This window comes from Megasphaera sp. SW808, from assembly GCF_012027795.1.
Classification (GTDB): domain Bacteria; phylum Bacillota; class Negativicutes; order Veillonellales; family Megasphaeraceae; genus Megasphaera; species Megasphaera stantonii.
Window position 1 is genome coordinate 1 of record NZ_SJOT01000033.1, and the last position, 22,909, is coordinate 22,909.

Consider the following 22,909-nt stretch of genomic DNA (forward strand, 5'->3'; position numbering starts at 1 on the left):
CTTTTCGGCAAGCTGCTTTTTTCTCATATATGCAGTTATGATCGGCGAAGCCGCGCCATGTCGGCTCCTTCGTGCGTTAAGAGCTGTATTTTCTTATCGATGCCGCCGGCATAGCCTGTGAGGCGGCCCTGTGCGCCGACGACGCGGTGGCACGGTATGATGATGGAAATAGGATTATGCCCGACAGCCGTTCCTACGGCCCGGGCCGACGAGGGGATCCCGCGCAGCGCTGCCGCTTCCTCGGCTATCTGGCCGTACGTCTTCGTCTGCCCATAGGGAATGTGACACAGGAGCTGCCACACGCAGCGCTGAAAGTCCGTTCCCCGGGGCGCTAAAGGCAAGGCCAGGATGGACGGCCGGCGGCCGGCAAAATATTCGTCAAGCCAGCCCTTCGCCTTAGCCAAGGTCGGCGTGTCCCCGTCGGACACATCGTCCTCGTCCAAGGACGCCAGATAATATTTCTGCCCCTTTATCCACAGTCCGGCCAGGCAGCCGTCTTTTTCCGCTAAGGTTAATTCGCCTACAGGCGACAGATACGTCGTCTTCCAATACATCGTCGTGCTCCCGTCTAGTTTGCTTCGTTCTTTCGGTCTGTCGTTTCCGCCTTGACGGCCCCTTCGGCCGCTTGCTTTGCTTCCGACGCTTCGGCTTTCACCGCGTCGGCCCCGTCTTTGACGGCGTCGCTCGTCTTATTGACTTCTTCCTTGAATTCGCGCAGGCTCGTCCCCATCGCTTTTCCCAGGCCGGCGACTTTTTTCCCGCCGAACAAGATCAAGACAATCAATAAGATAACTATCAATTCCTGTGCGCCTAAATGCATGGTGTGTCCCTCTTTCTTTATAAAAACGTCGCCTTTATTGTATCACGGCCTGCAAAAATAAAAAAGCGCCGCCGCAAAAACTTTACAAATCTTCCGCCGCCATGGCGAAGGCTTCAAAGGCGCCGTCCATGCGCGACAGCGGCTCGATGCCGGATGTGACGTGTCCCAGGAGAACGCGGCCGTCCGATGCGTCCATATCGCGGCAGCAGATAAATACCTCTTTGGCTCGGACGTCCATGACGACGTCGCCGATGACCGGCGCTGCTACGCTTCCGCGAGTTCCTTGGAAAACGCCGTCAGGCACGCCGGCTACGACAATCCGCTCGGGCTTCCGCTCCAGCTGGATGGACAAGGGCTGCCGTTCGGCAAATTCCATCGCCGCTTCTTCATCGAGCAAGCCGACGCGAGCCCGGCCTCCTTCGAAGGCCACGTCTATCTGACGGGCATAGGCCGGCTGGATCGGCGCAATGACGACGACTTGCTCTTCCGTCGCGTCGGCCCTGCCCGGCCCAAAGGCGCAGAAGGCGGAAACGACGACGGCCGCTCCGATGATTCCGCTCAATAAAGCTATTCCTTTCATCGTTTCCCCTCCCTTTCTATGCGCTCATCTGCTTATTGCACGGCGTGAATATCCTTAAGCCATTTCGACACGGCCGCCGGGTCGGACGAATCGCTGCCCCGTACGAGCTGTGCTCCTGCCGCCGACTTCTGCGCGTCGGCCATGCTGCCGCCGATAGGCGTTCCGCCTGTCGTACAGAAGGGAACGACGGTCTTGCCTTGGAAATTATAGCTTTCCAGGAAGGTGTACACGAACATCGGCGCCTTGCCCCACCAAATCGGGTAGCCGACGAATACGACGTCGTACTGATCCATGTTCTCTACTTTATTGGCGACGGCCGGACGGGCGTTTTCATTCATTTCCTTCTTGGCAATATCGACGCATTCGCGGTAATCGCCGGGATATGCCGTCTGCGGCTGGATAAAGAAGATATCAGCGCCCGTTTCCCGCTGAATCTGTTCGGCCACGGTTTTGGTGTTGCCGCTCCACGAATAGTAGGCTACGAGGACCTTCTTGCCCTGCAGGCCGCCGTCTATCGTATCGGCAATAGCTCCCGCCTTCGCCTGGGGAGCCGCCGCGCTGGCTGAGCCGCTTTCCGACGCGCCGCAGCCGACGAGCATCAAGGCCGCAAAGGCCGTTACTATCATTGTAACTAATTTTTTCATCCTATCTCACTCCTATTTCAGCTGACGATACTGAGCGTCGTCTACTTCTTCAAGCCATTCGTTGGACGCGCCTTCAGCCGGCACGGCGATGGCAATGTGGGCGAACCAGCTGTCGGGAGCCGCACCGTGCCAATGCTTCACTTCCGGCGGAATGTTGACGACGTCGCCGGGATGAAGTTCCTGAGCCGGCTTGCCCCATTCCTGATAGTAACCCCGGCCCGACGTGCACAAGAGGATCTGGCCGCCCTTATGATGGATATGCCAATTGTTGCGGCAGCCCGGCTCAAAGGTGACGTTGGAAATTCCCATAGGCGCACTTACCAAGGGATTTAAATAGCTCTGGCCGATGAAATACTGGGCGTAGGCGTCATTGGTCTTGCCGAGGCCGAACATGCCCGCGCCGGCTTCGGCTTCGGACATAGTAACTCGTTGGGCCGGCTTCGCCGTATCGGCGGCCATGCTTGGGGAAGGGGCTGCGGCTGCAAAGGACAGTGCCGCCAGCGTTGTCATGAGGAAAGGCATTATCTTTTTCATCAGTCATTCTCCTTTAGGTAAACGTATTATTTTAACTTGTTATATGCTTCGGCGTCGACGGGCTCGCACCATTCGTTGGACGCCCCTTCTGCCGGTACTTCGATGGCTACGTGGGCAAACCAGCTGTCGGGAGCCGCGCCGTGCCAATGCTTCACTTCCGGCGGAATGTTGACGACGTCGCCGGGATGAAGCTCCTGCGGTTCCTTGCCCCATTCCTGGTAATAGCCCCGGCCCGACGTGCACAAGAGGATCTGGCCGCCCTTATGATGGATATGCCAGTTGTTGCGGCAGCCCGGCTCAAAGGTGACGTTGGCCGTAACCAGGCGGTCCTTTGTCAGCAAATTCAAATAGCTCTGGCCGACAAAATACTGGGCATAGGCGTCGTTCGTCTGGCCTAAGCCGAACAACCCTGCTTTTTCTCTTTCATTCATCGTATATCCTTCTTTCTTACGAAACAAAATGTACATAGTTAGTCAATAGAAATCAGCTCGTATTGGTCGTTGCCCATCTTGAGGTCCCGCATAGCCTGCAGCTGATGGAGGCCGCGGCGCGATTCGATGCGTTCTACCAAGTCGTGATTCTGGCTCGACGGCAGACCGTATACTAAATCGACGCTGGCCTGGTCGACGGCGAGAATATCCGTCGAGGCCACGATGCCGATATCGGGGATAGTCGGCTCGGCCGCGCTGGTGCCGGCGCAGTCGCAGTCGACAGACATGCGGCGCATGACGTTGATAAACACGATGTGCTTTCCGAAATAATCGACAGTTGCCTTCGCCGAATCGGCCATGAGCTCCATGAGATGTTCCTTCGCCGGCCAGGCGCCCCAGTCTTCCGGCGGCGTCCCCGCTACGCCGTGGACCTGACGCTTGCCGACCTGTCCCGACGCGCAGCCGATGGCGATGTTTTTCATGGATCCGCCGAAGCCGCCCATGGCGTGACCCTTGAAGTGGGTCAGGACGACCATGGAATCGTAGTTCACGATGTGGCCGCCCATGGCGACTTCCTTCAGATGCTTGCCGCCCCGGACAGGCAGGTTGACGTCGCCGAATTCATCCATGATGTCGACGGGGCAGAAGGTCCATCCGTTGACCTTGAGCGTTTCCCGATGGCCTTCCGTCGTATAGCGGTCGCCGGCGTACAGCGTGTTCGTTTCGACGATCGTGCTGTCGGGGATATGAGCCATGAAGTCCTTGACCATGTCCCGCGGCAGGATGTTCGGGCCGTGCTTTTCGCCGGTGTGGAGCTTGACGGCTACCTTGCCGTAAATGCCTTCGTTGATCTTATCATACAGCGCAATCAGATGGGCCGCGTCGATGTGCTTCGTAAAGTACACCTTGGCCCGCGAACCCGCCGTCGCTTTACCCGTCACGTCGGCCGCCCCGACGACGGGGGCCTGGGCCAGCAAGTCCGTCAGTCCTACGCCCGACAAGGCCACGCCGGCAGCCGTTACGCCGGCCAATTTAAAGAAATCCCGTCTCGACAAATCTTTCATCTAAAGTCACTCCTTTGTATAACCGTCATGTATAAATACACGGTATCCATATACTTTAATTATGTTTCATTATAAATGTTAGAGTTAACTTTATGTCAAGGTATTTTTCCGTAAAATTTACCGTACTGCAGATTATTCGGCATATACTTCCTTAGCCATGTTGAAGGCCGCCCAGGCTTTCGGCCAGCCGACATAGAAGCCGAGCTGGGTAATAATTTCCGCCATTTCTTCCTGCGTCACGCCGTTTTTCTTAGCCGTCGCCAAGTGGTATTTCAGCGAGCTGTCGATGACGCCCGAGCCGATAAGCGAGCACACCGTCACGATTCTGCGGTCGCGAAGGGACAATTTATCGTTGCGCGACCAGACCTCGCCGAATAAAATGTCGTCGTTGTAGCGGGCAAATTCAGGGGCAAATTCGCCGAGCTGATCCCGTCCTGCCGTTTGTACAATTTTTACTGCTTTCTTTTCCGTTTGATTTTCTGCCATTGCAATCGCTCCCATCGGTACTAATGTCGTTGTAATCATCGCGGCTGCCACTACAGAGGCAACCTTTTTCTTCATTTTCAAAAAGTTCATTCCAAGACCTCCTCGTCAAGTACAGAGATACTCCATTTATAAGCTGGCCCCCAGGCGATAAGCCTGGTCGGGGAACTGGGACTGCTCGATGAGGGCCCGATAGCCGCAGCCGACGGCCAATACCTGCCCGACGTCGGTCCATTCCATGTAGCGCACGAGCGTTTCATAATGATGGACGAGGGCCTCCATGGTCCAGTCGGCGCTGTTCCAGGCCGTAGCCATGAGGATGGATTTCTTGCCGTGAAGCCGTCCCGTCCGCGAATAAAAGCGGTCGACGACGGTCTTAAGCTGGGCCGACATGCCGTAATAGTACAGCGGCGTGACCAGCACGATCAAATCCATTTCCAGCATCTTCGGCATGAGCTTCTGCGAAATAGCGTCGTTGAATATGCAGTCGCCGTCCATGCCGCAGTGGTCGCAGCCCTGACAGGGATGCGTGTCTTCAAAGGCCGCGTCGAAGCGGAATACGTTGTGGCCCGCCTTCTGGGCTCCTTCAATAAATCTGTCGGCTAACAAAGCCGAGGTGCCCGCTCTGTGAGGGCTTCCCGTCACTACGACGATATTCATATGCTTACCTCCTCCAACGATACCGGACGCGCTTTCAGCCCGGGTCAATATATTGCCGCAACCGCTGAGAAACAAGGTCAGCGCGCCGGCTCCCGTCCATTTCAAAAATTCCCGCCGATCCATGCCAATGCCTCCCTTACGTCCCGACGTTGGCCGCCAGTACCGACGGCGACGGCTTGCCTTCATCTAGAGCGCCGACGACGGTATGGGGCAGGTAAAACTGTTCCAGCCGCGCCATGTCGTCTTCCGTCAGCGTCACGTCAAATGCCCCGGCCGCGTCGTCTAAGTAGCGCGCCTTCGTCGCGCCGATAATAGGAGACGCCGCGCCCTTGGCAAATTGCCAAGCCAAGGCAATCTGGGGCATCGTCGCGTTGTGTTCCGCCGCAATGTCCTGCACCTGCTTGACGATACGCGAATCCATGACCTGCGTACTGTCGTATTTTTCTACGGCCACCTTGTCGGTCTGGCTGCGCAGGGTATCAGCCTTCCAATCGGACCGCGCCAGCCGTCCCGCCGCCAAGGGGCTGTACGGCGTCAGGGACACGTTCATCTGCCTGCAAATAGGGATGAGCTCCCGTTCGTCTTCGCGGTACAGCAGGCTGTAGTGATTCTGCATGGACGAGAAAGGCGTCCAGCCGTTTCGCTCCGCCGCCAGCTGCATGTTGTAAAATTGGTAGCCGTACATGGCCGACGCGCCCAAGGCCCGCACCTTGCCGGCCTTGACCAGGCTGTCCAACGCTTTCATCGTTTCCTCGATAGGCGTGCCGTAATCGAAGCGGTGAATAATGTACAAATCAAGATACTCCGTGCCGAGACGGCGCAGGGTACCGTCGATTTCCCGTTGGATGGCTTCTCTGGATAAATGGGCGTCGTTGAAGTAAACCTTCGACGCCAGGACGACCTTGTCCCGGGCTGCGTTGCGTTTGATAGCCCGGCCCAGATATTCTTCGCTCGTGCCGGCGGAATAGCAGTTCGCCGTATCGAAGAAGTTGATGCCCAAATCCAAAGCGTGCCGGATAACAGCTTCGCTGTCCTCCTGATTCAGGGTCCAGGCGTGCATCTTGCTGGCCCGGTCGCCAAAGCTCATACAGCCGAGGCACAGCTTGGAAATCGTAATATCCGTATTGCCTAATTTCGTATACTCCATATGATATCCCCCTTCCTATGGATGTACCTGCTCGATATGGAGCGTGCCGCTCAGCTTCTCAATCTGGCCGGCATCTTCTTCTACATATCCTAATTCGTACAGCTCGCCGCCGTTCAGAGGCGCGTAGAACAATACGACGTCGTCCCACGGCGCATAATACGCTACCATGCCGACTCTCGGCTTGGCCATAGGCGTATCGGCCGTATTGAGCTTCTTCGGCGGATAGAAAATCTTTTCGTTCGTACTGTAGTTTTCTACGGCAATATCCAGCGGCAGCTGAGCACATAAGTCCTTTGCCGCCTGGCTGCCGTTCAGATGCAGGGGCAGCGTCGTCCCCTGGCTATCCGTCACGCGGACGAGCTGCGTTTCCGACGGCGCCTGCTCTTCTGCGGCCTTCGCCGACGCCGCGGGACGGTTGGAAGAAGCCGCGTTCTCCGCCGCCGAGCCGCAGGCCGTCAGGGACAAGACGGTCAGGGCAACGGCCCCGGCCATTAGATACTGTTTGACCTGTCTCATACTCTCATCCTTCCCCCTCGTCATACGATTTTCTCTTTATGCTGCCGGATTTGGTAGCGAAGATAGTCGAGCCAGTCCAATTTTTTCTGATGAAAATGGATTTCGTCGACGGCCCGCTGGCGCAACTTGTCCAGCATTTTCAGCCGCGCGTCCCTCGTGTCGCCGCCGGACAAGAGAAGACGCATGTACGTCTCTACCTCTTCGTTCGTAAACCCTACGTCGTGAAGGGTCATGATCAGGCTCAGCCGCTCCACGTCCGTATCGTCGTACTGCCATTGGCCCATGACGCATTTTACAGAGCTGCACAGACCGAGCTTTTCGTATTCTTCCAGTACGCTTTTAGGAATGCAGTACCGTTGGCATACTTCGTCAATGGTCATTGAATCCCTCCTCTCGTCGTTCCTTTCTATGGTTTTAGTATACGTCCCGCCGGAACCACCGTCCAATACTTGTATTCTTTGTTAAGAAATACAATTCAGGCATGATTTACTGGAGAGAAAATTTCCATAACATACCCTCAACCAGAATAGCCGAGGCCATCATCGATGACACGTGGTAACTACTCGCCAGAACGCAGCTGCCATAGGATGCAGCAAGGATAAAAACGGAAAGATAGAATAACGCCATAAGACATGAGGATATGACAAAGAGACGGTCCGTCATTCTGACGCCGTCTCTGTTTGTATCTACTCCTTATGACTCTTCGCCGTTCAACGGATGTACGTCATACCGATACATTATGTCGCAAAACTTCGCCATGGCCGCTTGGGTCAGCTTGTGCGTCTGCGACAGGGACAGGCCGCAGCGGCGGGCTATATCAGCATACGTCAGGTCAGCATAATACCGCAGATGGAGAAATTGCCGTTCTTTCTCGGTCAAATGAGCCAAACACTGGCGAACCTTTTCCTGCAATTCCGCTGCAACGGCTCGACGCTGCGGGTCTTGCTCATCGCCGCCAGACATTCCCAACGCCTCGATAACCTCGTCGACATGAAGCATATGCTCTATTATCTTGACATACGTCTGAAACCATCTGCTCTCCCTTTTAAATACCCTGTCGACAGCCCGGCGAAACTCCTTGTGGGCTTCCTCGCTGCCGGACATGTCAAAAGCGTGAATACATTCGAGCATAGCTAATTGCGCCACCGATATGGCCTCGTCCAGCGAATCATAACAATACTGATAATGGCAGGCATACTTGTAAATCAAGGGCCGAAACTGCTGCAAAATCAGCAAAACCGCTTCTTCCTCGCCTTTCTGCGCCCGGTCAATCCACCGGCGTATGGTTTGGTTCATGGAAAATTCCTCCTTTAAACGAATAAAATGATAGAAAAAAACGAGCCGAGGTTTCCCCCGACTCGTTTTACTTGTGCTGCGTCAGCTATGAACTGAGCGCTATTCCCCTTTGTATGAAATTAGTTGGCCCGTACGCGTTCAATCGTCGGGTTGCCGTCTTTGTCCTTCGCGACGGTAGCGATGTGGAAGTATTCCAATTCCGGCTTGAATTCTTCCACCAGACGAGCGTCTACTTCTGCACCGGCCTGGATAGCGTTGTAGACGATCTGGGCAAATTCATAACGGGTCATGGTGCGATCGCCCTTGAATTCGCCGTCCGGATAACCCTTGACGAGGCCGCTTTTAGCCATGGCTGCGACAGCTTCATAGGCCCAGTGGTTTTCCGGCACATCCGGGAACATGGTCGTCGTATCCGTTTCCGTCTGTACGCCGACCAAGGCGTTGACCATCGTGACGGATACGAGCAGTCCGCCCTGGACGTAGGAAATATTCAGCACGCTGATTAGGACGGGCATGGATATCGCCAAGATAACGTTATCGTAATTATCGAATATATACGACAAGAACGTAGAAATAAATACGGGCCAGCGATATTTCGTCCCCTTTTCATCCATTTCATACTGACTCACATACATCTTCTCCTCTCCATTACGTGAAAAACCGAACCTTGTTATTTATTACATCTTGTCTGACAACGTTTATGATGTAATCATAGCAGACAACTTGCGATTTGTCAACAGGTAAACAAAAAACGCAGCCAATTTGCTGCGTCATTTTGTACTCATTCTATATTTCTTATTCTAAAGGTGCCGTAACGCAGCCGATGTGGGCTTTCATGGCGGCTCCCGCCCGTTCGGCGTCGCCGCTGGCAATCGCTTGGACGACTGCTTCATGCTGCGAATACATGTCATGGAATATCTGCGGATTATGCGTCATGGCATGAAAGAAGTTGCGGCGCACGCCTTTATTCCATGCCAGCGTCATGATCACCATGACGGACAGTATCAGCTTATTGCCGCTCATCTTGCTGATAGCCCGATGAAACTCCATGTCCTTGGCGGCGACGTCGTCAATATAGCCGGCGTCGTACAAAGCCTTACTCGCCTTGATGATATCCTGCAAGGCGGCAATATCTTCTTTCGTCGCCCGTTCGGCCGCCAGCTCGGCGCTTCTGACCTCGACAACTTCGCGGAATTCGTTGAAATCCCGGCTGTCGGCGGAGACAAAGGCCTGCTTGATCGGCGTAGCGCTCAAGATGTCCAGGCGGCTGTTGACAAAGGTCCCCTTCTTGCTCCGCGTCACATAGCCCGACAGCTCCAGGGCCTTATAGGCCTCGCGAATCGTGCTGCGTCCGACGCGCAGTTCTTCGCAGAGAACGGCTTCGTTGGGAAAGACATAGCCTTCCGGCAACTCGCCGGAAAGAATGCGCTGGCTGATTTCGTCAAATAATTTATCCGACATGCTCTTTGAAGAGCTGACTCGTATTTCGTTCCAATCCATAAGTATCCATCCTGCAATCTATATACTCGGCGAACTAAGCGCCTTCCCCTATTGTAAAGAATCGCGGAGTTTCTGTAAAGTAGCCTCGCGAGTTTATATTCTGTATTTGCCGGTGCAATTTGCCAGAAACGCCTCTATCTGGCTTTCACCGACAACGGCAATACCGTGTCTCTTCAGCAGCTCCGCCGTCACGCCGTCGCCAGCCGTCAGCGTCCGCGTAAACGTGCCGTCGTAAATCCGGCCGCTGCCGCAGGACGGGCTTTTTTCTTTCAGCACGGCGACAGTGCAGCCGAAGGTCTGCGCCAGATTTAAAGCCATCGCCGCGCCGCGGTGATACTGCTCTGTCACGTCCCGGCCGCTTTGCGTCCGAACTGCATCGCCCTGCCGTTCCGCCGGATCTCGCGGCGTAGCCAGTCCGCCGCCCTGCTCGGGACAAAAGGGAATGAGGTGAATATCTGTTTCTTTCCACAGCGCTTCGATGGCAGAATACGCTTTGCTCTGCCCGTCATAGCGGCAGGCAAGGCCCAGCAGGCAGGCGCTTATCAATACGTTCATAGCTGCACGCTCCTATTCTTAAAAATGCATTTTCATATATTAAAATAATTTTTTCCTTTCGATGACGGAAAAACCGCATATATACGGCATATACAGCCCATTGCCGCCATGAAAAAATATTAAATTTCCATTAAATTATACGGGATAAAATTGCAAAAGTACAGTGGTCATACTATAATACGGGCAAGATACGCAGCGACGAAAGGAGATTTCCTATGACAAGAACGAAAAAACAGCGCAATACGGCCGATTTACTGGTCGAATGCCTGGAAGAAGAGGGAGTCCATTACATATTCGGCATTCCCGGCGAAGAAAACCTGTCTATCATGAACGCCTTGGAACGTTCGAAAATCGAATTTATCACCGTCCGCCATGAGCAGGGCGCGGCCTTCATGGCCGACGTCTACGGCCGCCTGACCGGCAAGGCCGGCGTCTGCATGGCGACCCTCGGCCCCGGCGCGACGAACCTTATTACGGGAGTAGCCGACGCCGACTGCGACGGCGCGCCCCTCGTCGCCATTTCCGGCCAGGTCGGCACGGATAAGATGCACATTACGGCCCATCAGTATTTAGATTTGCGCTCTATGTTTGAGCCCATTACCCGCCGGGCCTACACCGTCGTCCGCCCCGACACGATGGCTGAAATCACCCGTCTGGCCTTCAAATACGCCGAACGGGAAAAGCCGGGGGCGACCTTCATCGACTTGCCCGTAAACATCAGCCACATGCCCGTCGCCGATACGGAACGGCCCATGCAGCGCAAGGCCATCCTGCCGGAAACGGCCCTGCAGTCCCAGATCGAAGCGGCGGCAGCCATGATTTCCTACGCCAAAAATCCGGTCATCCTGGCCGGCAGCAGCGCCATCCGCAACCACGCCTCGGACATGCTGACGAAATTTGCCGAAACGCTGAAAATTCCGGTCATCAACACGATGATGGCCAAGGGCGTCATTCCCTTTGACAACCCCTATTCCCTGTGGACCGTAGGCATTCCCATGGAAGATTACCAGACCAAGGTGCTGGAACGGGCCAGCCTGGTCATCGCCATCGGCTACGACATCATCGAATACGCCCCGGCCAAGTGGCACCTGAGCCAGGCCGACATCATCCACATCGACACCATGCCGGCTGACATCAACAAGAATTACGAGCCGGCCGTAGAAGTCGTCGGCGATATTACGGACTCGCTGAGCCGCATCCTGGAAAAGGCCGCCCGTCTGCAGAAGCCGACGTACGCCCTGGATATCCGCCGCCGCATGGTGGAGGAACACGAAAGCTACGCCTCCGACCTGTCCTTCCCGGTCAAGCCGCAGAAGGCCCTCATCGACTGCCGCCGGGTCATGGGCGAAGACGACATCGTCATTTCCGACGTCGGGGCCAATAAGGTCTGGATCGCCCGCCACTACAACTGCTATAAGCCCAATACGTGCATCATTTCCAACGGCTTCGCCACCATGGGCATCGCCGTCCCCGGCGCCATCGCCGCCAAGCTCGTCCATCCCAACAAGAAGGTCCTGGCGATTACCGGCGACGCCGGCTTCATGATGAATTGCCAGGAATTTGAAACGGCCTACCGTCTGGGCACGAATTTCGTCACCCTCATCTTCAACGACTGCAGCTACGGTCTCATCAAGTGGAAGCAGGACATGCAGTTCGGCCATCACGCCTACGTCGATTTCACCAATCCGGACTTCGTCAAATTCGCCGAAAGCGTCGGAGCCATAGGCTACCGCATCGAAAAGACGGAGGACCTGCTGCCTACGCTGGAAGAGGCCTTCGCCCAAGACCGGCCGGTCATCATCGACTGCCCCGTCGATTACGGCGAAAACATGAAGCTGACGGAACACTTAAAAGAGCTTATGCCAAATTTATAAGAGAAGTATACGAAAAAGGACTGAAATTTTTCAGTTCTTTTTCCGTATTGTAAAGTATATTGCTACAATACTATAAAGTATAGTGCTATAATATAGGTTGCTTATATCTGCGCGGCCTTCTTCCGCGCGGACAAGTTGATTTTATGTGAAAGAGGTGCCCTATATTGAGCCATACATCTGCATTCGATCGGAGAAGGCGGACCATCGGTCTGTTCGGCGCGCCGATCTGCGCCCTTCTCGTCTTTTTAACGCCTATGCCCGACTTGTCACTGGCGGCTCATAAGCTGCTGGCCCTGATGACGCTCGTCGCCTTATGGTGGATTACAGAGCCGCTGCCCCTGCCGGTCACGGCGCTCCTCGGCCCGACGCTGGCCGTCGTCATCGGCATCGTACCAGCTTCGACGGCCTTCAGCGCCTTTGCCAATCCGCTCATCTTCCTGTTTATGGGCGGCTTCATGCTGGCGACGGCCATGATGCATCACCATCTGGACAAGCGCTTCGCCTTTTGGCTATTGTCGCGCCGCTGGGTCGGCTCCAATCCCAAGAAGATCCTCCTGGCTATGGGGCTGGCGACAGCCCTGTGCTCCGGCTGGGTCAGCAACACGGCGACGACGGCCATGATGTTCCCTATTGCCCTGGGGTTGTTGGGGGCTATTAAGGAAATGTTCGCCGCCCAAGGCAAAATTTTGGACTTGCACACGTCAAAATACGCTACGGGCATCATGCTCATGACGGCCTACGCCGCATCCATCGGCGGCTCCCTCACGCCGATCGGCGCGCCGCCCAACTTGATTATCGTCGGCTTCCTGAGCGAAATGAGTCACATCTACGTGTCCTTCTTCGACTGGATGGTCTGGGGGGGCGTCAGCACCGTCTTGTACTTCATCATCGCCTACGTCGTTCTCGTCCGCATGTATCCGCTGGAGGTTTCGGAAATCGCCGGCGCCGACGAATTCATCGCCGCCCGCCGCAGGGAGCTGGGAAAATGGACGCGGGCCCAGAAAAATACGCTGATCGCCTTTATCGTCGCCATCGTCCTCTGGGTTACGCCAGGCATCATGAGTATCGTCCTCGAACCGGGCAGCCCGATGATCAAGCTGTACAATCGCCTGTTCCCCGAAGCCGTCGCCGCCCTCGTCGGCGCGCTGGCCTTATTCCTTCTGCCGGTCAACTTCAAGGAACGGCAGTTCACCCTGTCGTGGAAAGAAGCGGCTAAGGGCATCGAATGGGGCACCCTCCTCCTCTTCGGCGGCGGCCTGTCAATGGGTACGATGATGTACGCAACGGGCCTGTCGACGTGGTTCGGCACGCTCATCATCGACGCTCTCGGCGGCAATCCGTCGGAGGTAGCCCTCATCGCCGTATTCGCCGTCATGTCGCTCCTCATGTCGGAGCTCACGTCTCACACAGCGGCTACCAACATGGTCGGCCCCTTGGGCATTACGGCCGCCATGGCTGCCGGCTTCAATCCCGTTCCCGTCGCCGTAGCCATCGCTTTAGCCTCGTCGTTGGGCTTCATGCTCCCCGTCTCGACGCCGCCGAACGCCATCGTGTACGCCAGCGGCTACATCCCCATCACCAAGATGATCAAGACGGGCGTATATATCGACATCATCGGCATCGCCTGCGTCACCATCCCCTTGGCAATATACGTCGTCAAATGGGTTATTTCCTAATAGCTTCTATATACAAAGACAGCCCTGAAAACGGAATCACGCCGTTTCAGGGCTGTCTTTCTGTATCGCTGCGTTGTACCGCTTATTTCAGCGTCTTCATAAACGCCAGCAGGGCGTCGACATCTTCTTCCTTCGTCGCCCAGGACGTGCAGATGCGGATGGCGATGCGGCCGTCGGGCAAATCAGCAAAGTGGTCTACTGAATAAGATTGGCTGATCGTCTTAAGCTGTTCTTCCGTCACGATCGGCAGCTGCTGATTCGTCTGATGCTCGTACAAGAAGGAGTAGCCTGCTTCTTTCAAACCCTTATATACCTTGACGGCCAGGTCGGCGGCATGACGAGCGCTCTTCATGTATAAGTCATTCGTAAACAACGCTTCATACTGTACGCCCAAGAGCCAGCCCTTAGCCAGGAGGCCGCCGCGCTGCTTGATATGGTAGGGAAATTCCTTGGACAGGTCTTCGTCCATGATGACGACGGCTTCGCCGAATAAAGCGCCCTGCTTGGTGCCGCCGACGGTGAAGACGTCGCAGATCTGCGGCAGGTCGGCCAGGGTCATGTCGCTGTCCGGCGCGGCCAGGGCATAGCCGAGGCGGGCCCCGTCGACGAATAATTTCATGCCGTATTCCTTGCAGACATCGTGAATAGCGGCGATTTCAGCGCGGCTGTACATGGTTCCGACCTCCGTCGTCTGGGAAATATAGACCATGCCGGGCTGTACAAAGAACAGAGCGTGCGTTTCCTTCCAGTAAGCCTGGCAGACGTCGCGGACCTGCTGAGCCGTCAGCTTTCCGTCTGCCGTTTCGACCGACAGGATTTTATGGCCCGTCGCTTCGATAGCGCCCGTTTCATGGTTGAAAATATGGGACGTCTGCGGCGCGATGACGCCCTGATAATTTTTCAGGCAGGAAGCGATGACCGTAAGGTTGGCCTGGGTGCCGCCGACGAGAAAATATACGCCGGCCTCCGGAGCCTGGCAAGCCTGGCGAATCAAATCGCGGGCATGGTCGGAATGAGGGTCGAACCCATATCCCGGATTCTGCTCCAAATTAGCCTTGGCAATGGCTTCCAGCACCGGCAAGGGCGCTCCTTCCAAATAATCGCATTCAAATCGTACCATCTGTATTCCTCCTCATTTATTTTTTAGGCATTTTTTCAGCGTTTTTCAGCATATCCGTCATGACGGAAATCAAGCTGTCGTCCCCATCGGCTCCATGGCCGAACAGGACGGCTATTTCTACGGAGCTGCCGTGCTGCCAGGCCAGGCAATGGATCGTTTCGGCAAAATCCGTCTCGTTGATGATAAGCTTGTGCTGGAGCGTGCATTCATAAAACACATGGCCTTTGAACTTTTGGGAGCTCATAGGCTGCACGACCTTGAAGCCTTCGGGCAGGCACTGCTTCATCAACGCCGCCGTACGCTCCATGAGCACGTCCATATTAGGTTTGACGCCGGCGCTGTGCAGTATGCCGGCCTTTTCGCGCTGCCGGTCAATGGCCGCTTCGACTTCCCAAATATTGGCGCTGTAGCGGAGCATATATCCGTATTGGAACGAAGCGCCGTCCCGCTTTACCAGCTGATACGTCTGCGGCTCTATCGGATAAATCCGTTCCAGCATAGCCGCCGCGTCGTTGCCGTAGCTTTCCGCCGTGAGCAGCGGCTGATACCCTTCTTCCATATACAGGCCATCGGGCACGGTAATAATCCCCCAGTTCGGAAAGGGCGTCTCCGTCCCCTTGTCTTTAGCCAGCAGCGGCATCGTCAGGGACAGTACGGCCGCCGCGGCGAGTATTCCTGCTTTTACATTCACCATTGTCACATCCTCATTTGGATACATTCCATATCGTTGATACTTCCAATACCGTTATTCTATAATATTTAAAGTACCGTGTCAAAAAATAGTGACATAGCCTCGGCAAGTATGGTATAGTGGTACTGTAATTTAATCGCAATTAGGAGGAATAATCATGGACTTTACAATCAAACCGAATTCACAGGGTGAAATTTCCGAAGTCGTCGTACTGGACAATACGGCCATTAAAATGGGCAGCGGCAAATCGCCCGTATACGCTACGCCGGCCCTCGTCGCCCTGATGGAAAACGCAGCTATCCTGGCCTGCGAAAGCCAGCTTCCCGAAGGCTACAACACCGTCGGCATCGCCATCAGCGTCAAGCATCTGGCGGCTACGCCTATCGGCCTGACCGTAACGGCGAAGGCAACCCTCGTCGAACAAGACAGAAAGAAGCTGTCCTTCAAAATCGAAGCCTTCGACGACGCCGGCAAGGTTGGCGAAGCGACGCACGACCGCTTCATCATCGAATCGGCTCCCTTCCTGGCTAAAGCCGAAGCGAAAAAAGAATTGAAAAAATAATTGCAGGCATGTTAAAACCCGCCGATTCAGCTGAACCGGCGGGTTGTTTTCGTTTATCAGCCCTTGCAGGACAATAGAGCTCTCTTCCAAATACAAGTACGCCAAAAGGGCCAAATTCAATGCGGAATTTGACCCTCTCCTTTGCAAATATCTGCTGTATCCCTCGTCTTACTGTACGATAACGGCCAAGGCATCGCCGGTCTTGACGTTGTCGCCGACGTTGACCCGCAGGCTGTGGAGCTTGCCTTCGGCCGTAGCCGTAATGTCGTTCTGCATCTTCATGGCTTCCAGTACGAGCAGGACGTCGCCCCGTTTGACAGCCTGGCCGGCTTCGGATTTCAACGCCGAAATCTTGCCGGGCATGGGGGCTTTGATGACGACGGCGCCGTCGGGAATCGGTTCCATAGCAGCCGGAGACGGGGCGGCTGCCGCCGGTGCAGATGCAGCGGCCGGAGCTGCCGGAGCGGCAGGCTGCGGAGCCGGAGCAGGAGCTGCCTGAGTCGGAGCTGCTGCCGGCGCAGGCGCAGCGCCGCCGATTTCTTCTACTTCTACTTCATATGCTTGTCCATTTACCGTTATTTTAAACTTTTTCATTCTATATCCTCCTGGCGAAAAATGTATATCTATTACCGCATACCGGCCAGGCGGCCGGCCATAATCCAGTGTGCATTCTGCCGTTTTTTCGCTTTGATCGAGCGGATAGCCGCCGGCGAATAGCCGTAAGCGGCGACGGCCGCCATGATCACGGCGACGACTTCCGGCGAGATGTCGGAAGCGTCGGCCTGCGGCGCCGTAGGTTCCGCCGGAACGGTCGCCATGGGACGGGCGGCGACGACAGCCGGCTGCCGCTGCCCTACGGGCACGACAGACTGGTGCGCTGCTACGGCGTGGGTCGGAACGAGCGCTTCCTTCGGCGCGTCTTCTTCCTGCGCAGGCTGGGGCGCGGCTGTTTCCGGTACAGATGCCGTCTGCTGTCCCTGCTTAGCCAACAGGCGCTGCAAATCGTCCTTCACTTCTGCCAGCTCGGCAATCTTCCGTTCCATTTCCTGCATACGGCTTGCGGAATGACGCCACTGCAGCACGCACAGGATAGCCAAGACGATCAGGGCCAATAGTTGCAAATCCATAGCCATTCCTCCCCTTATAACGGCATATTGCCGTGCTTCTTAGACGGGCGTTCTTCCCGCTTGCTGTACAGCATAGCCAAGGCGTCGATGATGCGGGGACGCGTTTCCTTCGGCTCGATGATGCAGTCTACATAGCCGTGTTCCGCCGCTTTGTACGGCGTGGAAAATTCCGTAATATATTCTTGCTTTTTCTTTTCTTTTTCCGGATCGCGCTTAAAGATGATATTGGCCGCGCCGTCCGGACCCATGACGGCGATTTCAGCCGTCGGCCAGGCAAAGACCATGTCCGCGCCGAGCTGGCGGCAGCACATGGCGATGTACGCGCCGCCGTAGGCCTTGCGCGTAACGACGGTTACCTTCGGCACCGTCGCTTCGCAGTACGCGTAGAGCATCTTCGCGCCGTGGCGGATGATGCCGCCGAATTCCTGCGTCGTTCCCGGCAGGAAGCCCGGCACGTCGACGAAGGTGACGAGGGGGATGTTGAAGCTGTCGCAGAAGCGGATGAAGCGGGCCGCCTTATCGGATGCGTTGATGTCCAGGCAGCCGGCCAGGAATTTCGGCTGGTTAGCAATGATGCCGACAGTCTGGCCGTCGAAGCGGGCGAAGCAAGTAATGATATTTAAGGCGTAATTTTCCAATACCTGATAGATTTCGCCGTTGTCGACGCAGGATTTTATGACGTCGAGCATGTCGTAAGGCATGTTGCTGCTGTCGGGGATAACCGAATTCAGGCTTTCGTCCTGACGCTGCGGGTCGTCGTTCGTTTCGGCAATAGGCGCTTCTTCCATGTTGTTGCTCGGCAAGAAGTCGAGGAGATATTTGATCTTAGCAATGCAGTCGTCTTCGTTTTCGCAGGCAAAGTGAGCTACGCCGGACACGGAGTTGTGCGTCATAGCGCCGCCTAATTCTTCAGACGAAACTTCTTCGGCCGTAACCGATTTGATAACTGCCGGTCCTGTAATAAACATATTCGACGTATTTTTAACCATGAAAATGAAATCCGTCAAAGCCGGGCTGTATACGGCGCCGCCGGCGCAGGGCCCCATGATGACCGAGATCTGGGGAATGACGCCCGAAGCCGACGTATTGTTCATAAAAATGCGGCCGAAGCCGGACAAGGCGTCTACGCCTTCCTGAATACGCGCTCCGCCCGAGTCGTTGATGCCGATAATCGGAGCACCCATCTTCAGGGCCATTTCCTGAACCTGGCAGATTTTATGAGCATGCATCTCGCCGAGAGAGCCGCCTTCAACGGTAAAATCTTCGGCATAGGCAAAGACGAGACGGCCGTTTACAGTGCCGTATCCCGTCACGACGCCGTCGCCGGGAATGTCTTTTTCCTGCATGTTAAAATTCGTGCAGCGATGGCGGATAAACTGGCTGATTTCCGTAAAGCTGCCTTCGTCGAAGAGCTTGTTCAGCCGTTCCCGTGCCGTCATCTTTCCTTGTGCGTGCTGTTTATCAATGCGTTTTTGACCGCCGCCCATTTCAATGGTTTTCAGTTTTTCATGAAATTGAGCGATTTTTTCTTGAACTGTAGCCATAATGCACCTCCATTGCAACATGTCGCATAGTTTTATATTTTACCATAGAAACTCGCATTTTAACAGTATAGTACTTATATATTATAATACATTTTCACTCTATATAAAAGGCCGCCTTTTCTCTATGGGCCGGCCTTTTTCGTATACTGGAATCCTCTTTTAATATATACTGAATATATGTTGCGAATCCATTATAAACTAAAGAAAAGACGTATTATTTTTAATATTTTCCCAGAGCCATACCGACATATCTTGTCGGCATAGATAATACCATTTGCCACTTTTCCGCTTTTCCAGTACAATAAAAACAGTTTTTCAAAACGCAGTCAGGAGGAAGCCATGAATTACGATACGGGGGACAAAAAACGATATATACGCGCGTCCTGCTGGGCCAAGCCGGACCCGGATGTTCAGAATCCGACGCGGTACTACGCCGTCAGCAGAGGCCGGCGCATCGGTATCTTTACGGACTTCGCCAAATACGAAAGAGCCACGCTGGGCTTTAAGGGCGCCCGTTCCAAAAGCTTCAAATACTATAAACAGGCCCGGCGCTGGCTGTATCGGGAACTGTTCGCCAAGCCCGGCGAGTATCCCCTCGAAAGGCGGCAGAAAAAAGAGCTGGCTCGCCGCAGGTCTTTATCCTCTCAAGTCAAGGACTTCATCCGCACCCTCGACGCCGGCCGCATCTACGCCGTCGACGTCGAAATGACCGATCTTTCCGCCGACGGCGAAATTCTGCAGGTTTCCATCGTCAACGGCCGGAATACCGTCATATACAACCAATATTTCAAACCAGAATGCCAAACGGAATGGGACGATACGGTGCCTATCCACCACATCACGCCGGAACGCGTACAGGACTCCCCTTCCTTCAGCAGCTACGCCCCGCTGTTCAGCAAGCTGTTTGCCCAGGCCCAGCTCGTCGTAGGCTACAATACGATGCAGGACGTGCGCATGCTGCGGCAGGCCGGCGTCGCATTTCCGCCGGCCCTGCCGATACTCGACGCCGGCGAAGCCTATTCCTTCATTCATTCGGAGCATCAGCCCGTGCGCTCCTACGCCAAGCTGAAGGACTGCGCCGCCCACTACGGTTACGGAGAAACTCAATGGCACGACAGCCTGGCCGACGCAGCGGCGACGCTCTACTGCTTCCAGGCCATGATGGACGACGAAAACGCCTTATTCCAGCTGTTCCACGCCAATCCCTAAGGCAGACAAAACGCCCGCTCTTGCTTCTGAAAAGGCAAAAGCGGGCGTATCGTATATCTGTATCAGTCAAGCATGGCTCTTAGAATTCCGGTTCAATCAAGCCGTATTTGCCGTGTTTCCGTTTGTATACGACGCTGATCGTATCGGTCTTGGAGTTTAGGAATACGAAGAAGTCGTGGCCTACGAGGTTCATCTGCAAAATAGCTTCTTCGACGTCCATCGGGCGGGCGGCAAATTTCTTCGTTCTGGCGATTTCAAAGGTTTCTTCCGGTTCCGCCGGCCCTTCTACCAAGGCGGCGTTGAAGGACGAGCCCTTCATGCGGCGAGCCAATTTCGTTTTATATTTATGGATTTGGCGAACCATCTTGTCGTATACCAAATCGATAGCGGCATACATATCGTCGTTCGCTTCGACGCCGCGGAGGACGACGCCGTCTACTTTCAAGGTAATTTCTGCAATCTTACGGTCTTTTTCAACGGAAAGCATTGCTTGTACGTTTACTTCGTTGTCGAAATATTTCGTCACTTTCTTTTCGCGTTTCAATACATAGTCTTTCAGAGCTTGCGTAATTTCTAAGTTCTTGCCTCTAACAGTTGTTGCCATAAAAATCCCTTCCTTTCCGTCGGGAAGTCCATCAGATACGATATGGCTTTCCTACCTCATGGTTGCTTCCCTTATATATATAATATTCCACAGGGATATAGGAAATCCTTCTTGTGATTTTAATTATTTTGCAGAAAACCTAAGGCCCGCAAGGGACAGAAGCGCTTCAGCCTTTCCGGCTCACGACCCGCAGTCAAATAAAGCCTGAGGCTCCGTGAATTCAAGCATGCCGTCCATCCCGCCTTCGCGGCCAATGCCGCTGTGCTTAAATCCGCCGAAGGGGGCCGTCACGTCGCGCGGCCCGTCGTTGATATAGACGTTGCCCGACCGGATGCGCCGCGCCGTCGCGACAGCCTGCTCTTTCGGCCCCCAGACGGCGGCGTTCAGGCCGTACGGCGTGTCGTTGGCAATGGCTGCGGCCTCTTCTTCCGTGTCATACGTAAGGACACAGAGGACGGGGCCGAAGATTTCTTCGCGGGCAATGGTCATGTCGTTCGTCACATCGGTAAAAATCGTCGGATAGACATAATATCCCTTCTCCGGAGCCGGCGGCAATCCGCCTGCCAGCAGGGCCGCACCTTCGTCAATTCCCTTCTGGATAGAGGAGCATACCGTCTGGAATTGATGCTCTGACGCGACGGGGCCTACCTTTACGGCCGGGTCGGTTGGATCGCCGACGACGTATTCCGGAAGCAGCTGCAGCAGCAGCCGTTCGACAGTCTCTTTATCGTCTTTCGGGACGACGAGGCGCGACAAGGCCGTGCAGGTCTGCCCCGAATTGAGAAAGATGGAATCGAGGCACATGCGCGCCGCCCCTTCGTAGTCTGCGCCTTTCAAAATAACGCAGGGCGACTTGCCGCCCAATTCCATGCTGATGCGCTTCATCGTCGCCAACGCCCTGCGGGCTACGCCGATGCCGGCTTCCGTCGATCCCGTAAAGGATATCATGTCGATCAGGGGATGGTCGCACATGGCATTTCCGATTTGACTGCCCCGGCCGGTTACGAGGTTGAACACGCCTTTGGGGAATCCGGCCTTATGAAAAGCCTCTGTCAGATAATAGGCAGCTAAGGGCGTATGCTGACTCGGCTTCAGCACAACCGTATTGCCTACGAGAATCGCCGGGACGACCTTCTGGATAATCTGCCCCAAGGGATAATTCCACGGCGTAATGCAGCCGACGACGCCGACGGGCTCCCGGTATACCGTCGACTGGGTCAGGGTTTCCACCAAGGGAAGGCCAGCCGCCAAGTCGATATACGACTGGGTGCGCACGTACTGGTATCGGACGTGGCTGGCCGCGGCAAAGGACACGGGAGCTCCCAATTCCTTGACAATGCAGTCTGTCAGCTGCGGCTCCATCTCTTTAAAATACGTCAGCATCTTCTTCATGTACTCCATCCGTTCCGATAGAGGCGTCGCCGCCCAGGCCGGAAGGGCCGCTGCCGCAGCCTTCGCCGCTTTGTCTACGTCGGCGTCGTTTCCTTCAGGCACGCAGGCAAATCTCTCTTTATTCGCCGGATTTTCTACGTCAATATAAGCTCCCGACGCGCTGGGCGTCCACGCTCCGTCTATGTACAGCATTTTAAAATTCATAAGGTTCACCTCGATTTTCTCTCATACGTATGCCAAAACTGCCGCACGAAGAACAGGATTTCCTTCATGCGGCAGCGCCTCGTTTCGTTTATCGGCAGAAACCATTGCCTCTGCCTATATGGAATATTTGCGAATTATACTTCCGTTTTCCATAACCCGTGGAGGTTGCAGTATGCGTATACGACGCCGGAAGTTCCTTCAAATTCGGCCTTCGGCGCTTCGCCGGGATTCAGATAGCGGATATCGACGGATGCATCCGATACCAGGGCAATCCATTCGATGTAATGCTTTTCTTCCATCGGATGCGTTACCGAGCCGACTTCGACCAATAAGCGGCCGCCCTCTTTCCGTACAGCCGGCACGTGTTTTTCCTTCGCGGCGTCTACAGAATCGGCAACTAAGCGAACCAATTTCTGACCGTCTACGACGACTTCCTGTTCAGCCTGAACGCCTACGACTGCTAAAATGGAATTATCTTTTTCATTGCGGTAAAATTCTACATGTTTCATGGTGAAATCTCCTTCATCTATGCGTAAAATAATTTTAAAATTTCTTTCTATCTAATAATTATTATCTCTTGTTATGGTCTTATTGTATACCATTTCAGTGGAAAAGTCAATAATAAATAACGATTATGACAGTGTCAAGTTGTTGTGGGTATATATTTGACAGAAAC

At 54.8% G+C, this 22,909-nt stretch carries 28 protein-coding genes; 4 read left to right on the forward strand and 24 right to left on the reverse strand.

Translation table 11 applies throughout. From position 1 onward, the window contains the following. Nucleotides 1-35: 35 nt before the first annotated feature. From E0L13_RS10530 to E0L13_RS10605, 16 genes are all read right to left on the reverse strand, one after another. A complete protein-coding gene (locus E0L13_RS10530; RefSeq protein ID WP_168062260.1) occupies nt 36-554 on the reverse strand; it encodes a methylated-DNA--[protein]-cysteine S-methyltransferase in 519 nt (172 codons plus the stop codon). A gap of 14 nt (nt 555-568) precedes the next feature. Beyond that, nucleotides 569-820 carry a twin-arginine translocase TatA/TatE family subunit gene (locus tag E0L13_RS10535; protein WP_087477135.1) on the reverse strand — a complete coding sequence of 84 codons (252 nt, stop codon included), beginning with the start codon at nt 818-820 and terminating at the stop codon, nt 569-571. Nucleotides 821-902: 82 nt separating this feature from the next. Further along, the gene (locus tag E0L13_RS10540) at nt 903-1,400 is read right to left on the reverse strand and encodes a cyclophilin-like fold protein (RefSeq protein WP_168062262.1); all 498 of its coding nucleotides are present in this window, start codon (nt 1,398-1,400) and stop codon (nt 903-905) included. 32 nt (nt 1,401-1,432) lie between these two features. Further along, nucleotides 1,433-2,044 carry a flavodoxin gene (locus E0L13_RS10545; protein WP_168062263.1) on the reverse strand — a complete coding sequence of 204 codons (612 nt, stop codon included), beginning with the start codon at nt 2,042-2,044 and terminating at the stop codon, nt 1,433-1,435. A gap of 12 nt (nt 2,045-2,056) precedes the next feature. Then, on the reverse strand, nt 2,057-2,578 hold the full coding sequence (locus E0L13_RS10550; protein ID WP_240924727.1) for a cupin domain-containing protein: 522 nt from the start codon (nt 2,576-2,578) through the stop codon (nt 2,057-2,059). Nucleotides 2,579-2,604: 26 nt separating this feature from the next. Next, the gene (locus E0L13_RS10555; protein ID WP_168062265.1) at nt 2,605-3,009 is read right to left on the reverse strand and encodes a cupin domain-containing protein; all 405 of its coding nucleotides are present in this window, start codon (nt 3,007-3,009) and stop codon (nt 2,605-2,607) included. 38 nt (nt 3,010-3,047) lie between these two features. After that, a complete protein-coding gene (locus E0L13_RS10560; protein ID WP_168062267.1) occupies nt 3,048-4,073 on the reverse strand; it encodes a DUF362 domain-containing protein in 1,026 nt (341 codons plus the stop codon). Between the two features lie 132 nt (nt 4,074-4,205). Continuing rightward, complete coding sequence (locus E0L13_RS10565) at nt 4,206-4,649, reverse strand: carboxymuconolactone decarboxylase family protein (protein ID WP_240924728.1); 444 nt, start codon at nt 4,647-4,649, stop codon at nt 4,206-4,208. 36 nt (nt 4,650-4,685) lie between these two features. Then, nucleotides 4,686-5,339: an NAD(P)H-dependent oxidoreductase gene (locus tag E0L13_RS10570; protein WP_168062269.1), complete on the reverse strand. Its 654-nt coding sequence runs from the start codon at nt 5,337-5,339 to the stop codon at nt 4,686-4,688. Between the two features lie 13 nt (nt 5,340-5,352). Further along, nucleotides 5,353-6,363 (reverse strand): aldo/keto reductase, encoded by a 1,011-nt coding sequence (locus tag E0L13_RS10575; protein WP_168062271.1) that lies wholly within the window; start codon nt 6,361-6,363, stop codon nt 5,353-5,355. 15 nt (nt 6,364-6,378) lie between these two features. Next, entirely contained in the window at nt 6,379-6,879 is a 501-nt protein-coding gene (locus E0L13_RS10580) for a cyclophilin-like fold protein (protein WP_206081633.1), read from the reverse strand. Between the two features lie 20 nt (nt 6,880-6,899). Next, nucleotides 6,900-7,259, reverse strand: coding sequence for a MerR family transcriptional regulator (locus E0L13_RS10585; protein ID WP_168062272.1), 360 nt, complete (start codon nt 7,257-7,259; stop codon nt 6,900-6,902). Nucleotides 7,260-7,572: 313 nt separating this feature from the next. Next, complete coding sequence (locus E0L13_RS10590; RefSeq protein ID WP_168062274.1) at nt 7,573-8,175, reverse strand: sigma-70 family RNA polymerase sigma factor; 603 nt, start codon at nt 8,173-8,175, stop codon at nt 7,573-7,575. A gap of 119 nt (nt 8,176-8,294) precedes the next feature. Next, nucleotides 8,295-8,804, reverse strand: coding sequence for an S-layer homology domain-containing protein (locus E0L13_RS12030; protein ID WP_346766177.1), 510 nt, complete (start codon nt 8,802-8,804; stop codon nt 8,295-8,297). Between the two features lie 166 nt (nt 8,805-8,970). After that, complete coding sequence (locus E0L13_RS10600) at nt 8,971-9,675, reverse strand: FadR/GntR family transcriptional regulator (RefSeq protein ID WP_168062278.1); 705 nt, start codon at nt 9,673-9,675, stop codon at nt 8,971-8,973. Nucleotides 9,676-9,768: 93 nt separating this feature from the next. Next, nucleotides 9,769-10,230, reverse strand: a complete 462-nt coding sequence (locus tag E0L13_RS10605; protein WP_168062280.1) for a DUF523 domain-containing protein — start codon at nt 10,228-10,230, stop codon at nt 9,769-9,771. Nucleotides 10,231-10,445: 215 nt separating this feature from the next. Between E0L13_RS10605 and E0L13_RS10610 the strand changes: the two genes are divergently transcribed. Beyond that, nucleotides 10,446-12,104 carry an acetolactate synthase large subunit gene (locus E0L13_RS10610; RefSeq protein WP_168062282.1) on the forward strand — a complete coding sequence of 553 codons (1,659 nt, stop codon included), beginning with the start codon at nt 10,446-10,448 and terminating at the stop codon, nt 12,102-12,104. A gap of 164 nt (nt 12,105-12,268) precedes the next feature. Beyond that, complete coding sequence (locus E0L13_RS10615; protein WP_206081634.1) at nt 12,269-13,780, forward strand: DASS family sodium-coupled anion symporter; 1,512 nt, start codon at nt 12,269-12,271, stop codon at nt 13,778-13,780. Between the two features lie 82 nt (nt 13,781-13,862). On the opposite strand, the gene E0L13_RS10620 is transcribed toward E0L13_RS10615, so the two are convergent. After that, on the reverse strand, nt 13,863-14,900 hold the full coding sequence (locus E0L13_RS10620; protein WP_168062284.1) for an aminotransferase class V-fold PLP-dependent enzyme: 1,038 nt from the start codon (nt 14,898-14,900) through the stop codon (nt 13,863-13,865). A 16-nt stretch (nt 14,901-14,916) separates the two neighbouring features. Further along, entirely contained in the window at nt 14,917-15,594 is a 678-nt protein-coding gene (locus E0L13_RS10625) for a hypothetical protein (RefSeq protein WP_206081635.1), read from the reverse strand. Between the two features lie 154 nt (nt 15,595-15,748). Between E0L13_RS10625 and E0L13_RS10630 the strand changes: the two genes are divergently transcribed. Continuing rightward, nucleotides 15,749-16,153: a thioesterase family protein gene (locus tag E0L13_RS10630; protein WP_095629344.1), complete on the forward strand. Its 405-nt coding sequence runs from the start codon at nt 15,749-15,751 to the stop codon at nt 16,151-16,153. A 168-nt stretch (nt 16,154-16,321) separates the two neighbouring features. On the opposite strand, the gene E0L13_RS10635 is transcribed toward E0L13_RS10630, so the two are convergent. The 3 genes from E0L13_RS10635 to E0L13_RS10645 are packed head-to-tail and all read right to left on the reverse strand — an operon-like array spanning nt 16,322 to nt 18,824. After that, entirely contained in the window at nt 16,322-16,747 is a 426-nt protein-coding gene (locus tag E0L13_RS10635) for a biotin/lipoyl-containing protein (protein WP_168062286.1), read from the reverse strand. 32 nt (nt 16,748-16,779) lie between these two features. Next, the gene (locus E0L13_RS11915) at nt 16,780-17,280 is read right to left on the reverse strand and encodes a hypothetical protein (RefSeq protein WP_240924729.1); all 501 of its coding nucleotides are present in this window, start codon (nt 17,278-17,280) and stop codon (nt 16,780-16,782) included. 14 nt (nt 17,281-17,294) lie between these two features. Then, a complete protein-coding gene (locus tag E0L13_RS10645; RefSeq protein ID WP_087477154.1) occupies nt 17,295-18,824 on the reverse strand; it encodes a carboxyl transferase domain-containing protein in 1,530 nt (509 codons plus the stop codon). A 339-nt stretch (nt 18,825-19,163) separates the two neighbouring features. Here E0L13_RS10645 and E0L13_RS10650 point away from each other — a divergent pair, with 339 nt between their 5' ends. Continuing rightward, nucleotides 19,164-20,033, forward strand: coding sequence for a viroplasmin family protein (locus E0L13_RS10650; RefSeq protein WP_168062288.1), 870 nt, complete (start codon nt 19,164-19,166; stop codon nt 20,031-20,033). 79 nt (nt 20,034-20,112) lie between these two features. Here the strand turns inward: E0L13_RS10650 and raiA are convergent, their stop codons facing one another. From raiA to E0L13_RS10665, 3 genes are all read right to left on the reverse strand, one after another. After that, nucleotides 20,113-20,637, reverse strand: coding sequence for a ribosome-associated translation inhibitor RaiA (raiA, locus tag E0L13_RS10655; RefSeq protein ID WP_168062290.1), 525 nt, complete (start codon nt 20,635-20,637; stop codon nt 20,113-20,115). Between the two features lie 180 nt (nt 20,638-20,817). Beyond that, the gene (locus E0L13_RS10660) at nt 20,818-22,233 is read right to left on the reverse strand and encodes an aldehyde dehydrogenase family protein (RefSeq protein ID WP_168062292.1); all 1,416 of its coding nucleotides are present in this window, start codon (nt 22,231-22,233) and stop codon (nt 20,818-20,820) included. A 134-nt stretch (nt 22,234-22,367) separates the two neighbouring features. Then, nucleotides 22,368-22,742 (reverse strand): desulfoferrodoxin family protein, encoded by a 375-nt coding sequence (locus E0L13_RS10665; protein WP_168062294.1) that lies wholly within the window; start codon nt 22,740-22,742, stop codon nt 22,368-22,370. Nucleotides 22,743-22,909 lie beyond the last annotated feature (167 nt).